At 64.7% G+C, this 17,778-nt stretch carries 13 protein-coding genes and 1 riboswitch; of the genes, 7 read left to right on the top strand and 6 right to left on the bottom strand.

Going from position 1 to position 17,778, the window contains the following annotated elements; genetic code table 11:
- The 5 genes from arnT to AB5Y94_RS00105 all read left to right on the top strand — a co-directional run bounded on the left by arnT (nt 1) and on the right by AB5Y94_RS00105 (nt 3,983).
- On the top strand, nt 1-1,644 hold the full coding sequence (arnT, locus tag AB5Y94_RS00085; protein WP_368204437.1) for a lipid IV(A) 4-amino-4-deoxy-L-arabinosyltransferase: 1,644 nt from the start codon (nt 1-3) through the stop codon (nt 1,642-1,644).
- Entirely contained in the window at nt 1,644-1,988 is a 345-nt protein-coding gene (locus tag AB5Y94_RS00090) for an EamA family transporter (protein ID WP_005304030.1), read from the top strand. Before arnT ends, AB5Y94_RS00090 begins: the two co-directional genes overlap by 1 nt.
- Complete coding sequence (arnF, locus tag AB5Y94_RS00095; protein WP_017787714.1) at nt 1,985-2,398, top strand: 4-amino-4-deoxy-L-arabinose-phosphoundecaprenol flippase subunit ArnF; 414 nt, start codon at nt 1,985-1,987, stop codon at nt 2,396-2,398. The genes AB5Y94_RS00090 and arnF overlap by 4 nt, the downstream gene beginning before the upstream one ends.
- 166 nt (nt 2,399-2,564) lie before the next feature.
- Nucleotides 2,565-3,434, top strand: a complete 870-nt coding sequence (locus AB5Y94_RS00100; protein ID WP_010634905.1) for a phosphoribulokinase — start codon at nt 2,565-2,567, stop codon at nt 3,432-3,434.
- A gap of 15 nt (nt 3,435-3,449) precedes the next feature.
- Nucleotides 3,450-3,983: a DUF4136 domain-containing protein gene (locus tag AB5Y94_RS00105; protein WP_279452380.1), complete on the top strand. Its 534-nt coding sequence runs from the start codon at nt 3,450-3,452 to the stop codon at nt 3,981-3,983.
- A 62-nt stretch (nt 3,984-4,045) separates the two neighbouring features.
- Here AB5Y94_RS00105 and AB5Y94_RS00110 read toward each other — a convergent pair whose 3' ends face one another.
- Nucleotides 4,046-4,342 carry an MliC family protein gene (locus AB5Y94_RS00110; RefSeq protein WP_017763891.1) on the bottom strand — a complete coding sequence of 99 codons (297 nt, stop codon included), beginning with the start codon at nt 4,340-4,342 and terminating at the stop codon, nt 4,046-4,048.
- A 49-nt stretch (nt 4,343-4,391) separates the two neighbouring features.
- Nucleotides 4,392-4,796: an OsmC family protein gene (locus tag AB5Y94_RS00115; protein WP_005304045.1), complete on the bottom strand. Its 405-nt coding sequence runs from the start codon at nt 4,794-4,796 to the stop codon at nt 4,392-4,394.
- A 311-nt stretch (nt 4,797-5,107) separates the two neighbouring features.
- On the opposite strand from AB5Y94_RS00115, the gene crp reads away from it, so the two are divergent.
- Both crp and AB5Y94_RS00125 read left to right on the top strand, forming a co-directional pair.
- A complete protein-coding gene (gene crp, locus AB5Y94_RS00120) occupies nt 5,108-5,746 on the top strand; it encodes a cAMP-activated global transcriptional regulator CRP (protein WP_005304048.1) in 639 nt (212 codons plus the stop codon).
- A gap of 126 nt (nt 5,747-5,872) precedes the next feature.
- Entirely contained in the window at nt 5,873-6,673 is an 801-nt protein-coding gene (locus AB5Y94_RS00125) for a putative RNA methyltransferase (RefSeq protein WP_099358998.1), read from the top strand.
- A gap of 59 nt (nt 6,674-6,732) precedes the next feature.
- Here the strand turns inward: AB5Y94_RS00125 and AB5Y94_RS00130 are convergent, their stop codons facing one another.
- From AB5Y94_RS00130 to AB5Y94_RS00145, 4 genes are all read right to left on the bottom strand, one after another.
- On the bottom strand, nt 6,733-8,655 hold the full coding sequence (locus AB5Y94_RS00130) for a glycoside hydrolase family 19 protein (protein ID WP_368204438.1): 1,923 nt from the start codon (nt 8,653-8,655) through the stop codon (nt 6,733-6,735).
- A gap of 75 nt (nt 8,656-8,730) precedes the next feature.
- On the bottom strand, nt 8,731-11,109 hold the full coding sequence (locus tag AB5Y94_RS00135) for a M66 family metalloprotease (RefSeq protein ID WP_368204439.1): 2,379 nt from the start codon (nt 11,107-11,109) through the stop codon (nt 8,731-8,733).
- A gap of 68 nt (nt 11,110-11,177) precedes the next feature.
- Entirely contained in the window at nt 11,178-13,787 is a 2,610-nt protein-coding gene (locus AB5Y94_RS00140; RefSeq protein WP_368204440.1) for a glycosyl hydrolase family 18 protein, read from the bottom strand.
- Nucleotides 13,788-13,897: 110 nt separating this feature from the next.
- Nucleotides 13,898-13,985: riboswitch (cyclic di-GMP riboswitch) on the bottom strand.
- Between the two features lie 174 nt (nt 13,986-14,159).
- Nucleotides 14,160-17,660 carry a PAS domain-containing hybrid sensor histidine kinase/response regulator gene (locus AB5Y94_RS00145; RefSeq protein ID WP_017779157.1) on the bottom strand — a complete coding sequence of 1,167 codons (3,501 nt, stop codon included), beginning with the start codon at nt 17,658-17,660 and terminating at the stop codon, nt 14,160-14,162.
- Between the last annotated feature and the right edge of the window lie 118 nt (nt 17,661-17,778).

The raw sequence follows: 17,778 nt of genomic DNA on the forward strand, positions 1-17,778 counted from the left end.
ATGACGTTGACCAAGTGGGCCCTGCCCCTGTTCTTTCTCTTCCTTTACCTGCTGCCGCTCGACCAGCGGCCGCTCTGGAGCCCGGACGAAAACCGCTACGCCGAAATAAGCCGGGAGATGGTGAGCACCGGAGACTGGGTGGTCCCCCACTTCCTGGGCTTGCGCTACTTCGAGAAGCCCATCGCCGGCTACTGGTTCAACAGCATCAGCCAGCAGCTGTTCGGTGACACCAACTTCGCCGTGCGCTTCGCCTCGGCCGCCGCCACCGGCCTCAGTGCCGTGCTCATCTTCTGGTTCGCCCTGCAGCTGTGGCAGTGCCGGCGCAAGGCCTTTCTCGCCGGGCTCATCTATCTGTCGCTGCTGATCGTCTACGGCATCGGCACCTACAGCGTACTGGACGCCATGGTGACCCTCTGGCTCAACGCCGCCATGGTGAGCTTCTACATCATCCGCAAGGAGGGTTCCCTTGCCAGCCGGATCGGCGGCTATCTGCTGTTCGGCCTCGCCTGCGGCATGGGCTTTCTCACCAAGGGCTTCATCGCCCTGGCGGTGCCGGTGGTGGTCATAGTGCCCTACGTCATCTATCAACGCCGTCTGCTCGAGCTGGTGCGCTTCGGGCCGCTGGCCATCCTGAGTGCGGCCCTGCTGGCAGCCCCCTGGGCCATCGCCGTGCACCTGCGCGAGCCGGACTACTGGCACTACTTCTTCTGGATTGAGCACATCCAGCGCTTCGCCGCCGACAACGCCCAGCACAAGGCCCCCTTCTGGTACTACCTGCCCATGGGGCTGCTCGGCACCCTGCCCTGGCTCGGCCTGCTGCCCGGCGCCCTGCGCAAGGGCTGGCAGGAGCGCAAGATAAACCCGGAGACCCTCTACCTGCTGGCCTGGGTGGTGTTGCCCTTCCTCTTCTTCAGCGTGGCCAAGGGCAAGCTGCTCACCTACATACTGCCCTGCTTCGCCCCGCTGGCCATGCTGATGGCCGCCAGCGCCGTCGACCTGCTCAAGGAGGGGAAAGAGCGGGCCTTCAAGGTCAACGCCTGGCTGAACGGCCTGTTCGGCCTCGTCTGCCTGATCGTGCTGGCGGTGCTGGCCTTCTCCCCCCGCCACGCCGTCTACGGCGAGGAGGATCACGGTGCGCTGGCGGTGGCCATGGTCATCTTCGCCGGCTGGAGTCTGCTTGGCTTCGTTCAGCTCAAGGCCATCAGCCAGCGCTGGACCCTGAGCGCGCTCTGCCCCATGGTGCTGGCCATCGGCCTGCCCTGGGCACTGCCGCAATCGCTGATCGACTCCAAGCTGCCGGAGCGCTTCATCGAGGCCAATCAGGCCGTGCTGATGAAGTCAGGCACCCTGCTGGCCAACGACGTGGGGCTGGCCTCCTCCCTCGCCTGGGGCACCCGGCGCAGCGAGATCAACCTGTTCGACAGCAAGGGCGAGGTCCATTACGGCCTCAGCTACCCGGATGCAGCGGGGCGCTACGTGGCCCGCGCCGACTTCCCGGCCTGGCTGGCACAGGCGCGCAAGAATGGCCAGGTGGCCCTGCTGATGAAGACGGATCGCGACGGCAACACCGGGCCCGTGCCCCCCGCCGACGAGACCATCGTCAGCCACCGGCTGACCCTGCTCATCTACCACGGGGCCCAGTGATGGACATACTGCTGCTGTTGCTGGTGTGCCTGCTGACCTGCAGCGGCCAGATGCTGCAAAAGCAGGCGGTCATCAGCTGGCAGCGCCGCCCCTGCAACCACTGGCAGAAGCTGCGTTCCCCCTGGCTCATCGCCAGCGTGGCGGCCCTCGGCTGCGGCATGCTGCTCTGGATCTACCTGCTGCAGCGGCTGCCGCTCGGCATGGCCTACCCCATGCTCAGCATCAATCTGGTGCTGGTGCTGGTGGGCTCCAGACTGTTCTTTCACGAGCAGATCAGCTACCACAACTGGCTGGGGGTGGGCGCCATCATAGTGGGCGCCCTGCTGCTGGGAGGTTTGCTATGAGCGGCGGCCATCAGCAGGCGCTGAAGGGGTATCTCTACGTGCTCGGCAGCATAGTGCTGGTGACGGTGGCCCAGCTCGGCATGAAGTGGGGGGCGATCCAGCTGCCGGCCTGGCAGCCGGATCTCGCCCTGATGCTGGCCCATCCGCTGCCGCTGCTGGTGATCCTGGCCGGCATCGGCTGCTATGTGCTGTCGCTGCTCTGCTGGCTGGCGGCGCTGCACTCCACCCCGCTCAACATCGCCTACCCCCTGCTCAGCACCAGCTATGCGCTGGTCTACCTGCTGGCGGTCAACATCCCGCTCTTCGCCGAGCCGCTGGAGCCGGGCAAGGCGCTCGGGGTGCTGTTTATCCTGCTGGGGGCCGTGCTGGTGGGGATCAAGCCTGCGGCTGGCAACAAGCAGGCAGACTAGTTTTTCTCTTGTTTGTCGCAAGGGCTGCCACGGCAGCCCTTTTTTTGTCTGCCGCCGATGCTGGCACGCCAGCGAAGCAGTTGCGCGGCGGTACTGTCAGACCGCACACTTGACCGTACTCGGAACATGCCCTTATAACGGAAACTCCCAAGGAAGAGAGAATTCTATGTCGGCCAAGCATCCCATCATTGCGGTTACCGGTTCGTCCGGTGCCGGCACCTCCACCTCCACCATCGCCTTTCGCTCCATGTTTCATCAGCTCGGTTATCAGGCGGCTGTGGTGGAAGGGGACAGTTTTCACCGCTACACCCGCCCGGAAATGGACGTGGCGATCCGCAAGGCGCGCGAACAGGGGCGCCACATCAGCTATTTCGGTCCCGAGGCGAATGACTTCGGCCTGCTGGAGAGCTTCTTCCAGGAGTACGGCCAGAACGGCAGCGGCCAGTATCGGCGCTACCTGCACAGCTTCGACGAGGCGGTGCCCTTCAACCAGATGCCGGGCACCTTCACCCCCTGGCAGAACCTGCCGAACGACACCGACCTGCTGTTCTACGAGGGGCTGCACGGCGGCGTGGTCACCGAGGATCACAACGTGGCCCGCCACGTGGACTTTCTCATCGGGGTGGTGCCCATCGTCAACCTGGAGTGGATCCAGAAGCTCATTCGCGACACCTCGGAGCGCGGCCATTCCCGCGAGGCGGTCACCGACTCCATCGTCCGCTCCATGGATGACTACATCAACTTCATCACCCCCCAGTTCTCCCGCACCCACATCAACTTCCAGCGGGTGCCGACGGTGGACACCTCCAACCCCTTCAGCGCCAAGGTGATCCCGAGCCTGGACGAGAGTATGCTGGTGATACGGTTTCGCGGCATCAAGCAGGTGGACTTCCCCTACCTGTTGTCGATGATCGACGGGTCCTTCATGTCGCGGATGAACACCATAGTGGTGCCGGGCGGCAAGATGGGCTTCGCAATGGAGCTGATCCTGCGCCCGCTGATCCAGCAGCTGCTCGAAACCGGCAAGATCACCTGAGCCAAGGAGCTGACGATGCGGTTAGCATTTATCTCTGTGGGATTGGCCGCCCTGCTGGGCGGCTGCAGCAGCGGCCCCGCTGCACCGACCCTGGAGGCGGGCACCATGGTGGTGCGCCCGGCGGCCAGCTGGCCGTTCGGGGCGACGCCGCGCTATGCGCTGGCCGAGCAGCTCCAGTATGCCGGCGACAGCGCCGAGGGCTGGCTGGAGCCGGTCCAGCAGGCGGTCAACCAGGCGCTGGGCAGCAAGGGGTGGCAGAGCGTGCCCCTCGACGAGGCCGACCTCTGGGTCGCCATCGGGGTGGCCGGCAGCAAGGATCTGAGCGACGGCGAGATCTTCGCCCGCCTTGGCATGACGCCGGGGCTGCAGGCCAAGGCCGATGCCCGCAAGGGAACCCTGGCCATCGTGCTGCTCGACCGGCGTACCCAGCAGGCGGTGTGGAGCAGCGCCATCTCCCTGGCCAGCGACGTGGCCATCGCCGAAGGGGATCGCCAGCAGCTGAGCCGGCAGCTGGCCGCCAAGATGCTCGACTCCCTGCCCACCCGCTGATCCCTTCCTTTGAATGCAAAACGGCCTGCATCAAGCAGGCCGTTGCGATCACACCATGACAGTCACTTGCGCTGGCAAGTCAGCAGGGTTACCCCTTTCTGGCTGAGGATGGCCTGCTTCTCCTGGTTCCAGAAGGTGGTGACACCGTCGGAATACTTGGCGCCGGACTCCGCCTCGACTCGGCCCAGCTTGTGGTAGACCCCGGCATAGGGGAACTGCACCATGTCGGCCTGGGCGTCATAGGTCACGGCCAGCATCTCTTCACCACACTGGTACTGGCTGAACTGGTATTGGGTCGGCTGCGGCATGCTGCAGGCCGCCAGTCCCAGCAGGGGGAGCAACACTATCATTTTTTTCATTGCACTTTCCTTATGTCATGGCGTTATTCGATCGGAATAATCACGGCTATCAGGCTTCAACAATTTGATAACTATGGGTAATTTCTACCGCTTTTTCCAACATCAGGGAAACTGAACAATATTTTTCCATCGACAGATCCACCGCGCGGGCCACCTGTTTCTCGGCCAGCCCCTTGCCGGTCACCACGAAGTTGAGGTGAATCTTCTCGAACACCCGCGGTACCGAGTCAGCCCGCTCTCCGGCCAGCTCCACATGACAGGCGGTCACGGATTGACGCGCCTTCTCCAGAATGGAGACCACATCAATTGAGCTGCAACCACCCACCGCCAGCAGGATCATCTCCATCGGGCTGGCACCCTCGCCGGGGTTGGCGCCGTCCAGGATCACCTGGTGACCGGACTCACTCTCGCCCACAAACTTCATGCCTTCCACCCAGCTGACCTTGGCTTTCATTTCACTTTTCCTCTTGATGACGACAGATCTGACCGACATAGCATACCCCAGACGGCGCGACAGCGGCACATATCCGCCATTTTCACGAACTTCCGGGCTAACTAGATCAAAATCAACATCTGATGCCCCCAGCTTCCTTACAATGGCGAACGGAGCGCAGCAGGGGTTGCAAGGGGAGCTGGCAAAAGCCCTCAAAGCCTTGTCAGCACAGACAAAGGCTCTTATCCTACTGCGACTAATACAAGGAATGGCAAGGTTGGCAGCTTGCCCGGACGCACGAGTCCATAAAAAGACACTACAGAGGAATTCTCATGGTCATTGGCAAACCGCAAAGCGATCCCACCCTGGAATGGTTCTTGTCGCACTGCCACATTCATAAGTATCCCGCCAAGAGCACCCTGATCCACGCGGGTGAGAAGGCGGAAACCCTCTACTACATCGTCAAGGGCACTGTGGCCGTCTTGATCAAGGACGATGAAGGCAAGGAGATGATCCTCTCCTATCTGAACCAGGGCGACTTCCTGGGCGAGATGGGCATGTTCGAGGAGAACGAGAATCCCGAGCGTTCCGCCTGGGTGCGTGCCAAAGGCTCCTGCGAAGTGGCCGAGATCTCCTACAAGAAATTCCGCCAGCTGATCCAGGTCAACCCGGAAATCCTGATGCGCCTCTCAGGCCAGATGGCCAAGCGGCTGCAGCACACCAGCCAGAAGGTCGGCAACCTCGCCTTCCTGGACGTGACCGGCCGGATCGCCCAGACCCTGCTGAACCTGGCCAAACAGCCGGATGCCATGACCCACCCGGACGGCATGCAGATCAAGATCACCCGTCAGGAGATCGGCCAGATCGTCGGCTGCTCCCGCGAGACCGTCGGCCGGATCCTCAAGATGCTCGAAGAGCAGGAGCTGATCTCCGCCCACGGCAAGACCATAGTGGTGTTCGGCACCCGCTGATCCCCGCTACTGGCGGCCCCGCACTGGGTCGCCGGATAAAAGAGGCTGCCACGGCAGCCTTTTCTGATCGCCTCCCCTATAATCCCGAACGCCCCTGCCAGCACGGCTTTCGCCAAGAGAGATCCTATGCACCTTCAATGCCCCATTTGCCGCAGCCCCCTTCAGCTGCATGACGCCTCCAAGGGGCGCTACTGCGCCAACAAGCACCACTTCGATCCCGCCCCGGAAGGCTATCTGGATCTCATCCCCGGCAAGAAGAATCCCAAGGACAGCGACAGCCGCGCCCTGATGCGCGCCAAGCGCCACTTCCTGGAGCAGGGCCACCAGCTGCCGCTGGTCGAGGCGATGGCCAGCCTGCTCGCCCCCCTCGAACCACGCGAGCTGATCCACCTGAGCTGTGGCGAGGGCTACTACTGCCGCGCCCTGGCCGAACGGCTGCCGGGCTGGCAGTTTGCCGGCGTCGACATCGCCAAGAACACCATCTTCGCCGCCAACAAGGCCCAGCCGGAAGGCCAGTTCGTCATCGCCGATCCGGCCCGCGCCCCCATCATGCCGGGCACGGCCCAGCTGCTGCTGGTCAACGATCTCAAGGTCAAGACCGAGCTGCTGGTCAACTGGCTGGCACCGGGCGGCTACCTGCTCTACCTGCAGCCGGGGCCGCGCCATCAGTGGCAGCTGAGGGTCAGCCTCAACCCTGTCAGCATGGAGCACCCGCTGAGCTGGCCGAGCCTGGCCGGCCTCGACCCCATGGGTCAGCTGCGCTGCCAGTTCAGCATGCAGATGGATCAGGGCCTGCGCGAGCACATTCTGGAGACCAGTCGCCTCGGCTGGCGTGCCAGCGGTGAGCAGCGCCACGCCTTCACCCACCAGGGACCGGACGCGCTGGAGCAGGATCTGCTGCTGAGCCTGTGGCAAAAGCCACTGTGAGCGCATTCATCCCATGAAAAAAGGCCCTGACGGGCCTTTTTTATTGCACAGAGATGCCGTTACAGCTTGATCCAGGCATCGCTCCAGGCCGTGCCCTTGCCGGGTTCGTAGGCCCAGGCCGCGCCGGCGCACCAGCCGGTGTAGGGATGGGGCTTGCACTGGTAGTTGTCCCCCAGGTTGCTCACCTTGTCACCGGCTTTGTAAGCGGTGCCCTCCTTGTAAGGCGGGTTGCCATCCGGCGGCGTGGTACCGCCGCTGCCCTTGATCAGGATCTCGTGGGTGGCGCTGCGGCTCAGCCCCTTGTCGTCGGTCACCTTGAGCACGAAGCCGTAGCGGGTGTCACTGGCCGGGGTCGGCGGCAGGGTGGCACTCAGGGTGGACTGGGTCAGATCCGAGGCGCTGGCCCCGGCCGGCAGGGTCCAGGCGTAGCTGAGGGGCTTGCCTTCCGGATCGCTCGAGCCCTGGCCGGAGAGCAGCACGGTGGCGCCGCCCAGCGCCTCGCTCGGGCCGCTGATGCTGGCCACCGGCGGCAGGTTGGTGCCACCGCCGTTGTCCTCGATAACCACCTCGGGGAAGAAGTGCTGCACGCAGCGGCTGTAGTCACGCTCCTTGAAGGCGCTGAAACGGGTCTGGTAGCCCACCAGCTTGCAGGCGTAGCTCTTGCCGCCGTTGGGGTTGCCCGGCACATAGCTCCAGTCGTTCTCCCAGTAGATGGGCAGGGCGCCGGATCCGGCCTCGTCGAACACCTTCATGTTCTTGCAGCCGAGCACCTCGTCGGTGGGCACCGGCACCCCCAGATACTGGGCCTGGGCCTGGTAGTAGGTGATCCGGTTCTGGGACTGGGCATGCTCGGCCGCACCGCCGCACTCCACCCCGCCGTTGATGATCTGGGTGGTCACCCCGAAGCCCGGCACCAGGCCGTTCTGCCGATCGTGGGCGTTGGGCTGCCAGGTGCCGTCGACCACGTGCAGCATGGAGGGCTTGGGCGGCTGCGGATAGACGAAGAAGAAGACGGCGCTGGCCAGGTTGAGCCAGGTGTCCGCCACTTTCTCCGGGTTGTCCAGCAGGGTGCGCACTGTGCCAAACATGGCCTCGGAGAAGGGGCCGTAGTTGTAGTTGTACGACAGCTGCTTGGCACCGCGACCGAAGTAGCTCTTGAACTCGCCGTTGTCGAACTTGCCGCACGGCCACTGCTGACCCTGCCACACCTCGGGGTTGCACTCGGCGTTGTAGCCGCCGCGCATCTGCTCGGTCCAGCCCATCTCGCGCACCCACACCAGGCCCTGGCGCCACTCGGGCTCGGGTCGCCAGTTCTCGTGGCCGCCGGTCTCCTGGGCGAAGTGGGCGAACATGGTGGCCAGCGACTTGCGGCAGATGGCCTCGGCGTTGCGCCCGTCGCTGTAGTCGCCACAGAAGGCCGGGAATTTGGCCACCGCCTGCAGGAAGCCGCGATAGGTGTACTCCGGCGCCCGCAGCGGGAACAGGAAGTTGAACTGCGACTCGCTGAGCAACCCCTCCACCCGTTTGACGTTGGCGGGGTTGAGCGGCAGGCCAGGGGCCACCGCCTCGACCACGGCGTTGTCGCGGGTGGCGATGGAGGCCTTGACCGCCGTCATGGCCGGGAAGTCGGTAAGCGCCTGCTCCCTGGCATCCAGCTCGCTCTGGCTCAGATAGACGGGGCTGCCATCGGCGGTACCGCTGCCGCCCTGCTCAGGCGGAGTGACCCCCTCTCCGCCGCCAGGGGGTGTCACCTCACCCTCCCCCATCAGCGCCCACGGCGAGTCCCACTCGTTGGCGACCTGCAGCCCCGGGCTCTGGCCCGGATTGGCATACCACTTGGCCTCGTAGAGCTGGCCGTTGAAGCTGACCTGGCTGCCGCCAGCATAGCCCTGATTGATGTCATAAGGGGTGGCGGCCCACAACTGGCCACTCAGACAGAGCGCGGCCAGCAGGGTGGCCACAGAGGACTTTCTTGTCATCATATTTACCTCTTGCTAGAGAAGGGCGGGGCTTGGCCCCCGCCCGTGGCACCTCGCGTTGCGCGAGGCGAAAAGGGATCAGCGCGTCGCCAGCGGCATGCCGTTGACCGTGTAGCCGAGCCCGGCCGGCGCAGCCGCAAGCTGGGCCTCGGCCTGTGACTGGTTGCGGCACAGCACGCTGGCGCTGCGTGGCTCACTCGCGGTCGGCACATTGACGTGGAACTTGTTCATCACGCTGGCGTTCAGCCTGTGGTTGGCCAGCTTGAAGCGCAGCAGACCGTCGCGGGTCTCCACCTGCAGCTGGCAATCGCTGTTGCCGAGCCGCTCGCCGTCATCGCCATAGGCAAAACCGTAGGCGCCGTGCAGCGCCGGGTAGAGGTAGCTCGGCAGCTGACCCTGCGGGTCGTAGTAGCCGATCAGGGTGGTCACCGGCACGCCGAAGGCGGCAGGCTTGCGATCTACCGCCAGATCCGCCGGCGCCCCCTCGTTCCAGCGGCTGCCGTCGGAGGTGTAGCTCTTCTTGAAGCCGCGCGAGACGGTGATCTGCTGGCCGTTGATGAAGAGGGTGCTGTTGTAGCCGGCATTGTGGTCGATGCTGACGATGCGGCCGCGATTGACCGTCGAGGCGGCCGGCAGCTGGATGTTACGGGTCCAGTTGCCATCCCACATGGCCACCTTGACCAGATCGTACTCGGCCAGCAGGGCGGCCAGCCTGACCTCACCCAGATCGCTCACCGGCGCGGTGATCTGCTCGGCGAGAGTGACCCGGTGGCGGTAGGGCTCCATCTTCGCCTGGCTTTCGTTCCACTTGCTGAAACCGGTAGGTGAGCTGGCGTCGAACACCGCCTTGCTCTCGAGGAAGCGCTGGATGATGGCGGCCGAGTTGGGGGTGTAGAGGGTGAAGCGGTTGAAGCCGGAGAGCGGCTCGCCGCCGGCCATGGCGTCGAAGCCGAACTTGCGGCCATCAAACGGGGCCTGGCACTGGCCATCCAGGCAGGCGCTCTGGCCGCTGCGGCTCGCAAAGAAGTTGGGGATGAAGCGGTTCTTGTCGCCATCCCAGCCCCAGGTGGCGTTGATCTGGTCGGCGCTGCGGTGCACCGAGCCGGCAAAGCCGCCCACGTAGTGGCCGAGGCCGTAGTTGTGGCCCACCTCGTGGCTGAACTCGTTGCCAAGGGAGGCGTCCAGGGTGACGATGCCGCCCCCGCCGGAGCCGCCGTGCACCTGCACCCCGTTGGCGTACTTGCCACGGCTGTTGTGGGCCGCCAGCTGGGCCACCACGTAGGGGTGGCTGCTCTCCCCCTCCCCGGCGGTGCTGTTGATGCCGTAGTTGGCGTTGTCGATGCCAAGGGAGACCAGCTCCTTGCCGATGCGCTGGCGCATGGTGCCACTGTGCCAGCCCCCCTCGCTCGGATCAAAGTCGGTGAGCAGGGTGCCATCGGGCAGCATCACTTCCGGCAGCGCCAGCGGCGCATACTGGCTGACGACGAGGCGGCTGGCGGGAATGGTCTGGAAATACTCCCGCTGGGCCTCTTTGTCTTTGGCAAAGGCGAACTGGTCGCGCGGGCTGGTCAGCATGCCGATATCGATGGTATGAATGAGCAGCTCCCCCGGTGCCCCCACCTTGAGGTCGCTCAGCTCGCCGCTCAGATCCCCCTGGCTCAGGCGCAGGGTGAGGCCGGGCATGATCCACTCGGCCGGCAGCACGGCGCTCCAGGCGTCGCTCGCATAGGTGATGCCGTTGTTTTCCAGCTCGCCATCGCGGATCCACTGGCCGCGCACGAACTTGAATTGCTGGCTCTGGCCGCGGGAGAGGGTCACCTGACGGCCGCTGAAGTAGACGGTGGAGTTGTAACCGGCATTGGAGGAGAGGCGCACCATCTTGCCCTCCAGACTCGCATCGCGAGGCAAGAAGATGTCGCGCACCCAGCGGCCATCGGCGGTCTGGATGGTGACCAGGGCATGGGGCTGCAGCTTGCCGAGCAGGAAGGCACCGCTCGGATCGCTCAGCCTGGCCAGCTCGCTGCTGCTGTTGATGACGGTACTGGTGCCGGGGCCCGGGGTGAAGTCGACCCCCTCCTCCGGCGTTCCTTCCAGGTAGTAGGCGGTCTTGGGCAGGCGGGAAGGCGGCTCCAGCGTGAGGCTGCCGAGCAGCTTGCCGGCGCCGTCGCGGGCCTCGAGCGCCAGCGGCGCCTCGTTGCCGGCCTGCAGCGGGCGCACCAGCAGCAGGCTCTTGCGCAGGGCGGTGAGACGGGGCTGGTTGTCACCCTCCCGCGGGTGGGCGGGCAGGATCTGGCTCTGGGCAAACTGGACCCCGGCCAGCAGCGATCCCTGCAGATCGTTCTGCGGGTGGGTGGTGTCAAAGACCAGTGGTGTGGGTGGCTGAACGGCGGCCAGCAGCGGGCCGCTTGCCAGGGCTGCGCCGATCAGGCAGGCAAGACGTGTGGTGCATGTGGTCATGGTGGTGCTCTTTTGTTGTTATGGGGGAAAAGGAGGGGCATGTCCTGCATGCCCCTGTGGATGGTGAATTATTTGCAGCTGGCGGCGCCGATGTCCTGCCAGACGTCGTGCTTGCCTGGCTCGTTGCCGCGGGTCCAGTACTGGGCCTTCCACTGGCGACCGTTGTGGCTGGTCACGTCACCGGCGTTATAGGCAACATTGGCATCCCAACCCAGCTGCACCTGGCTTATCAGCTTCCACTGATCGGCGCTGCGGCTCGGCTCATTGCCCTGGGTCCAGTATTTGGCCTGCCATACCAGCTGGTTGTGGCTCACCTTCTCGCCACCGTTGTAGGTGGTTGCAGCCTTCCAGGCCGGCCAGTTGGCGGCATCCGGATCGGTGGCGTTGCAGTCGCCACCACCGCTGACCGGGGTCACGGTGAGGCGGGTAGCGGCCTGGGCATCCAGTGCGCCGTCGGTCACGGTGACGGTGAGGTCATAGCCGGTCTCCACGGTTACGCTGGGGCCGGTCACTACCAGGGTCTTGCTGTTCTGACCGCTGGCGGTGAGCCCGGCCGGCACGCTCCACTGATAGCTCAGGGTATCGCCGTTGGGATCGCTGGCGTTGGCGGTGATGCTCACCTGCTTGCCGGCCTGCACCGAGACCTTGTCCTGCACCGTGACGACCGGCGGCAGGTTGGGTTGTGGCGCCTTGTTGGTCACCACTACCTGATCCTTGGCGCTGAGGTTGTGGTCATCGGTCACGGTCAGCTCGAACACCAGATTGACGTCCTGGCTCACCGCATCGACGGCCACCTTGGCCTTGGCCTGGGTGGCGTCGCTCAGGGTCGCCTTGGGACCGGAGATCTGGGCCCAGCTGTAGCTCAGTACCGCCCCTTCCGGATCGCGGGAGGAGGAACCGTCCAGCACCAGCTCGGCCGGGCCGGTCACCGCGAGATCGGTGCCGGCATTGGCCACCGGCGGCTTGTTGACTGGCGGTGTGCTATCGCCGTGGCCCAGCCCCTCGTGCATAGCGTTGAGAATGTCGCCGTTGTCGGCGTCGATTTCCCAGGCGAACATGCCGCCGAGCTGGTTGGCCAGCACGTACTGCCCCTTGGCCTTGACCGAGCGCTCGTCATCAAAGGTGATGAGCTCGCCGGTGGCAGCCTTGAACACGGACGGTGCCTCGGCCACTTCGTCATAGCTGTACTGCCAGTCGCCGGCCATCTTGCCCTTGGCGATGCCGCGATAATCGATGACCCCCTTCTCCCAGATCCCTTCCGCCTCGGTGCCCGCAATCGGGCCGGTGGCGGTGCCGGTGAAGGGGTTGTTGCCCTGATACCCGCTGACGCCGGTCCAGCCGCGGCCATACATGGCGGCCCCCACCACCACCTTGCCGGGCTCGACGCCCTGACCCAGCAGCGCCTTGACCCCCTTGTCGGTGGTGTACTTGGTATTGGGATCCCAGCTCGACTCGTAGAGCGCGGTCTGGTGACCCAACCCGGTGTTGGTCCAGGCGCCGTTGAAGTCGTAGCTCATCAGGAAGATGTGATTCATGTATTGCTGGGCGGCGCGATAGTCCACCTTGGCAATCTTGTCGCCGCCGGCACTGATGGCGGAGGTGAGCTCATAGGTGCGGCCCGTCTCTGCGCTCAGCTCGTCGAGCATGGCGCGCAGCTCCTTCATCAGCAGCACGTAGGTTTCGCCATCGGAGGGGCTGCCGAGGTTGGGGTTGGCCCCGAGGCCACCCGGGAATTCCCAGTCGATGTCCACCCCGTCGAAGAATTTCCAGGTCTGCAGGAACTCCTTCACCGACCCGACGAAGGTGTCGCGCTTGGCCTTGTCACCGAAGAAGAAGAAGGGGTCGGAGAGAGTCCAGCCACCGATGGAGGGGAGGATCTTCAGGTCCGGATAGGCCTTCTTGAGCGCCATCAGGTTGCCGAAGTTGCCCTTGTAGGGTTCATCATAGGCGGTGAGATTGCCCTGCCCCATCTGGATGGCGGCCCAGGGATCGTGGATGGAGACCTTGAAGTCCTCGCGCCCGGCACAGGAGCGCTGCAGCGCCTCGAAGCTGCCGGAGATCTCTTTCAGGCTGTCGTTGATGCCGTTGCCACCGCAGATCGGGGTGAAGCCATAGAGGATGTGGGTCAGGTTCTGGGCCGGGATCTTGTCCACGGTGAACTTGCGACCATAGACCCCCCACTCCACGTAGTAGGCCCCCATCACCTTGCCGGTCTTGTTGACGTAGGGCTTGTTGTTCTCCTTGAGCGGCGCCTTGAGCGGCAGCAGGTGGCTGCCGTCGGTGTCGGCCACCAGGATCTCTTTCTTGTCGGAGAGGGTGCAGCCGTCGGCGTTGCACAGGGCCACCTGCATCTGGTAGCGGCCCCCCTGGGTGACCTTGAAGTTGGCGGTGCCAGAGGCGGAGGCGGCGCCGGACCACACCTCCTTGCCGTCGAGCAGCACCTTGGCGGTCTGGCCGACATCACCGGACCAGAGGTTCCAGCTCACGCTGACCGGGGCACCATCCTTGTGGACCGTCACCAGCTTGTTGTAGGAGGTGGCGGCCTGGTCCACTTCGATGATGGCGAACTTGGTTTCGCCCCAACCGATGGTGGGTTTGCCGGGGGCGGCAGCGAAGGCGGAGGAGGCACAGAGCCCCCCGACGATCAGTGCCAGTACGGAGGGTTTTGGACTTAACATAGTTGAATATCCTTATTTCGTTCTTGGAATAGATAACGAAAAAGGCAACGCAACCTGACAGGTAACGCAGACAACATCGCACCATGGCTTGGCCCATGGACGAAACAACCTGTGGTGGCCCCGCTATCCTAGGTACCGCTGACCCTTAGACCGGAAGCTTTGCGTCCCGGACTTTCGTCCGGTTTGCCTTTTGCACAACTTGATTTGCGATAAAAATAATCGCGACCTGACTATAAGGGAGTCAAAGGAGAGAGGGCAAACCCCTGATTGATTATTAATAAGTCACTTTTTACCGATTTTGAGCCTCAAACGAGAAGAAAAGGCACATTTCCGGGTCGGAAAGTGCCGATCTTGCCACTTGGGGGCCACCGATTAAAAATCGGACGAATTCCCGGATTCGTGATCACCATCAAGTTTGGCCGGCCGCAAGATGCTGTTCATCAGCGCCCGCAACTTGAGCGGTTTGACCGGTTTGCTGATGTAGCCGTAGCCGTGTTCCCGGATCTGCGCCTGCAGCTCGCTCTTGCGATCCGCGCTGATGATGATGCCGCCGATATGGTTGCCGTGAGCGAGGCGCAGCATGTGCAGCGCCTGCAATCCGGTCTTGCCGTCGTCCAGATGGTAATCGGATAGCACCAGCTGCGGCAGGAAGCCGCCGGCGATGAGATCCTCCGCCTGGGCCTGGCTCTGGGCGCACACCACCTCGCAGCCCCAGCGCCCCAGCAGTGACTGCATGGCGATCAGGATATCGCTCTCGTTGTCGATGCAGAGCACCCGGATCCCCTCCAGTTGGCTGTCGCGCTGGGCAGGGGCCGCCACCTGCGTCGTTGCGACAGGACGGGTCGCCAGGTTGAGGGTGACGGCAAACACCGAGCCCGCCCCCGGCCAGCTGCGCAGGGTCAGGTTGTGGCCAAGCACCAGGGCGATGCCGCGAGCGATGGCAAGGCCGAGCCCCAGCCCCTGCTCCCGCGCAGTGCGGGAGTGATCGAGGCGGGAGAACTCGTCGAAGATCGCCTCCTGCTTGTCGGCCGGAATGCCGGGGCCGTTGTCCCACACCTCGATGCGCACCTTGTCGCCGAGCCGGCGACAGCCGAGCAGCACCCGACCGCCCGGGTTGTAACGAAACGCGTTGGTGAGGAAGTTTTGCAGCACCCGCCGCAGCAGGCGCACGTCGCTGTAGACCGCAAGGCTGCTCTCCACCACCGAGAACTGGATCTCCCCCGCCTGGGCCAGCACCCCGAACTCCGCCTTGAGGTTGTCGAACACGTCGCGCAGGGCAAAATCCAGCTTCTTGGCCTTGAACTTGCCCGCCTCGAGGCGCGAGATGTCGAGCAGATCGGTGATGAGATCCTCGGTCGCCCCCAGCGCATCATCGATGTGGCGGGCGATGCGGGCCGGCTCGTCCGCCGGCGGCAGCATCTCCAGCAGGGAGGAGGTGAACAACTTGGCGGCGTTGAGGGGCTGGGTCAGATCGTGGCTCACCGCCGCCAGGAAGCGGCTCTTGGAGTGGTTGGCCCGCTCCACCTGCTGGTTCACCAGCAGCAGCTGACGGTTGAGCTCGGAGAGCTCGTGGGTGCGCTCGGCCACCCTTGCCTCCAGGTGTTCGTTGGCCTCCCGCAGCACCCGTTCGGCGTCGCGAAACGGGGTGATGTCGGTGAAGGTCATCACGAAGCCGCCCGCCGGCATGGGGTTGCCCTGCATCTCGATCACCCGGCCATCGGGGCGCTCGCGGGCCGAGATGTGCTGGCTGCCCCGCTGCATGAAGGCGACCCGCCGCGCCACCTGGGCCTCCACATCGCCGGGGCCGCACAACCCCTGCTGGGCGTTGTAGCGAATGATCTCCTCGATGGGGCGGCCCACCTGGATGAGACCGGGGGGATAGTGAAACAGCTCGATGTAACGCCGGTTCCAGGCCACCAGCTTGAGCTCCCGGTCCACCACCGAGATCCCCTGCCCCATGTGTTCGATGGCCCCCTGCAGCAGGCCGCGGTTGAAGCGGAATACGTCGGAGGCCTCGTCCACTATGGTGGCGATCTCTTCCAGCTGCATGTTGCGTCCCTGCAGGGCCGAGGCCAGCACCAGCCGCGCGGACGAAGTGCCGAACACCCCGGCCAGCAGCCGCTCGGTGTGGGCGATGAGCTCGGCGGAGGCCTGCATCTGGGGCGCCAGGGTACCGCCCCGCTCGCCGGCGAAGCGGCCGAAGGCGCGCTTGACCCGGCTCGAGCCGACGAAGCGGGCCGCCAGCATTTCCAGCTCCTTGACCGAGACCCGTGCCTGATAGAGCGCCGTGGTGTCGCGGCTCGGCTTGCCGACGAAGTTGGCCGCCTGCAGCCGCTCGCTCACCGCCGGGCGGGAGAGCAGGGAGCCCGCCACATAGCCGGCAAGGTTGAGCAACAGGCTGAGGAAGATGCACCAGGCCCCCAGGCTGAGATCGCGTACCGCAGGCCAGTCGGGCGGCGCCAGCAGGGTCGCCAGCGGCGAGCCGGCCAGCAGGCCGCTCTCCGCCAGCAGGGTGGCGAACCAGAGGCTGACCCCGAGGGCGAGGCCGAGATAGACCCCCTTGCGGTTGCCGTGCCGCCAGTAGAGGCCGAGCAGCAGGGCCGGCGCGAACTGGGCCACGGCACCGAACGACAGATAACCGATGCGCGACAGGCTGGTGAGATCCCCGAGCCAGAGGTAGAGCCCCCAGGCCGCCAGCAGGATCAGCAGGATGGCGCCGCGGCGCACCTGCAGCAGCAGGCGCACCAGCCGCTCGTCCCGCCCCTGCTGCCAGAAGCGGCGCAGCAGCACCGGCAGCACCAGATCGTTGCTGACCATGATGGCCAGCGCTATGGTGCAGACGATCACCATGCCGGTGGCCGCCGAAGTGCCGCCGAGAAACGCCAGCAGCGCCATGCCGTCGAACCCGAGCGACATGGGGAGGCTGATCACATAGGTATCCGAGGCCATGCCGGCCCCCACCCACTGCTTGCCCGCCAGCGCCAGCGGCCAGATGAAGAGCCCCATCATGAACAGGTAGAGCGGGAACAACCAGCGCGCCCAGTGCAGATCCTGGCCCTGGTTGTTCTCCACCACGGTCACGTGAAACTGGCGCGGCAGGCAGATGACGGCGCACATGGCCACCAGGGTGTAGATGGCGAGCTCCAGCAGGCTGCCCGGCGTCACCGCCACCACCGCATCGAGAAAATCGCTGGCCACCAGGGTGCGGGCCTGGCTCGGCTTGCTGAGGATGAGCCAGAGCGCGAAGCTCCCCACCGCCATGAAGGCGAGCAGCTTGACCACGGATTCGAAGGCGATGGCCACCACCATGCCGCGGTGGTGCTCGGTGGCATCCAGGTGGCGGGTGCCGAACAGTATGCTGAACAGGGCCAGCAGCAGGGCCACCCCGAGGGCCAGCCCGGCGGTATTGCCGGTGGGGCCGGCGGGCACCGGGTTGGCCATCAGCAGATCCAGTCCGGTGACGATGGCTTTGAGCTGCAGCACCAGGTACGGAAGTATGCCCATGATGGCGATCAGCGCGATCACCATGGCCAGGCGCTGGGACTTGCCGTAACGGGCGGCGATGAAGTCGGCGATGGAGGTGATGTGTTCGCGCTTGGCCACCAGGATGAGGCGAGCCAGCAGTCGCCAGCCGAACAGGAACACCAGCATGGGCCCCAGGTAGATGGGCACCGGCGACCAGGGCGACTCGCTGGCCTGGCCCACGGTGCCGAAGAAGGTCCAGGAGGTGCAGTAGACCGCCAGCGACAGGCTGTAGAGCAGGGGCTGGCCCTGGAGGCGACGCCGTTTGTTCTTGTCCGCCACGTAGGCGATCAGAAACAGCAGCCCCAGGTAGGAGAGCGACAATCCGATCAGCAACCATCCCTGGTGCATCTGTAACCTCTTGTCCGTGTTGAAGATTCAAGCGCAGCAGCAGCCAGTCTAGAGAGCTGCCCGGAAAATGTCATCTGCTTATTGCGACGAGAATTTATCGTTTTTCAATAAAAAACGG

Origin of the sequence: Aeromonas sp. s5 (assembly GCF_040907865.1) — a bacterium.
GTDB classification, from domain to species: Bacteria; Pseudomonadota; Gammaproteobacteria; order Enterobacterales; family Aeromonadaceae; genus Aeromonas; species Aeromonas dhakensis.

Bases quoted from the DNA above. Each gene is read 5' to 3' on its own strand.
- arnT (WP_368204437.1), top strand. From the start codon at position 1: ATGACGTTGACCAAGTGGGCCCTGCCCCTGTTCTTTCTCTTCCTTTAC.
- AB5Y94_RS00090 (WP_005304030.1), top strand. From the start codon at position 1,644: ATGGACATACTGCTGCTGTTGCTGGTGTGCCTGCTGACCTGCAGCGGC.
- arnF (WP_017787714.1), top strand. From the start codon at position 1,985: ATGAGCGGCGGCCATCAGCAGGCGCTGAAGGGGTATCTCTACGTGCTC.
- AB5Y94_RS00100 (WP_010634905.1), top strand. From the start codon at position 2,565: ATGTCGGCCAAGCATCCCATCATTGCGGTTACCGGTTCGTCCGGTGCC.
- AB5Y94_RS00105 (WP_279452380.1), top strand. From the start codon at position 3,450: ATGCGGTTAGCATTTATCTCTGTGGGATTGGCCGCCCTGCTGGGCGGC.
- AB5Y94_RS00110 (WP_017763891.1), bottom strand. From the start codon at position 4,342: ATGAAAAAAATGATAGTGTTGCTCCCCCTGCTGGGACTGGCGGCCTGC.
- AB5Y94_RS00115 (WP_005304045.1), bottom strand. From the start codon at position 4,796: ATGAAAGCCAAGGTCAGCTGGGTGGAAGGCATGAAGTTTGTGGGCGAG.
- crp (WP_005304048.1), top strand. From the start codon at position 5,108: ATGGTCATTGGCAAACCGCAAAGCGATCCCACCCTGGAATGGTTCTTG.
- AB5Y94_RS00125 (WP_099358998.1), top strand. From the start codon at position 5,873: ATGCACCTTCAATGCCCCATTTGCCGCAGCCCCCTTCAGCTGCATGAC.
- AB5Y94_RS00130 (WP_368204438.1), bottom strand. From the start codon at position 8,655: ATGATGACAAGAAAGTCCTCTGTGGCCACCCTGCTGGCCGCGCTCTGT.
- AB5Y94_RS00135 (WP_368204439.1), bottom strand. From the start codon at position 11,109: ATGACCACATGCACCACACGTCTTGCCTGCCTGATCGGCGCAGCCCTG.
- AB5Y94_RS00140 (WP_368204440.1), bottom strand. From the start codon at position 13,787: ATGTTAAGTCCAAAACCCTCCGTACTGGCACTGATCGTCGGGGGGCTC.
- AB5Y94_RS00145 (WP_017779157.1), bottom strand. From the start codon at position 17,660: ATGCACCAGGGATGGTTGCTGATCGGATTGTCGCTCTCCTACCTGGGG.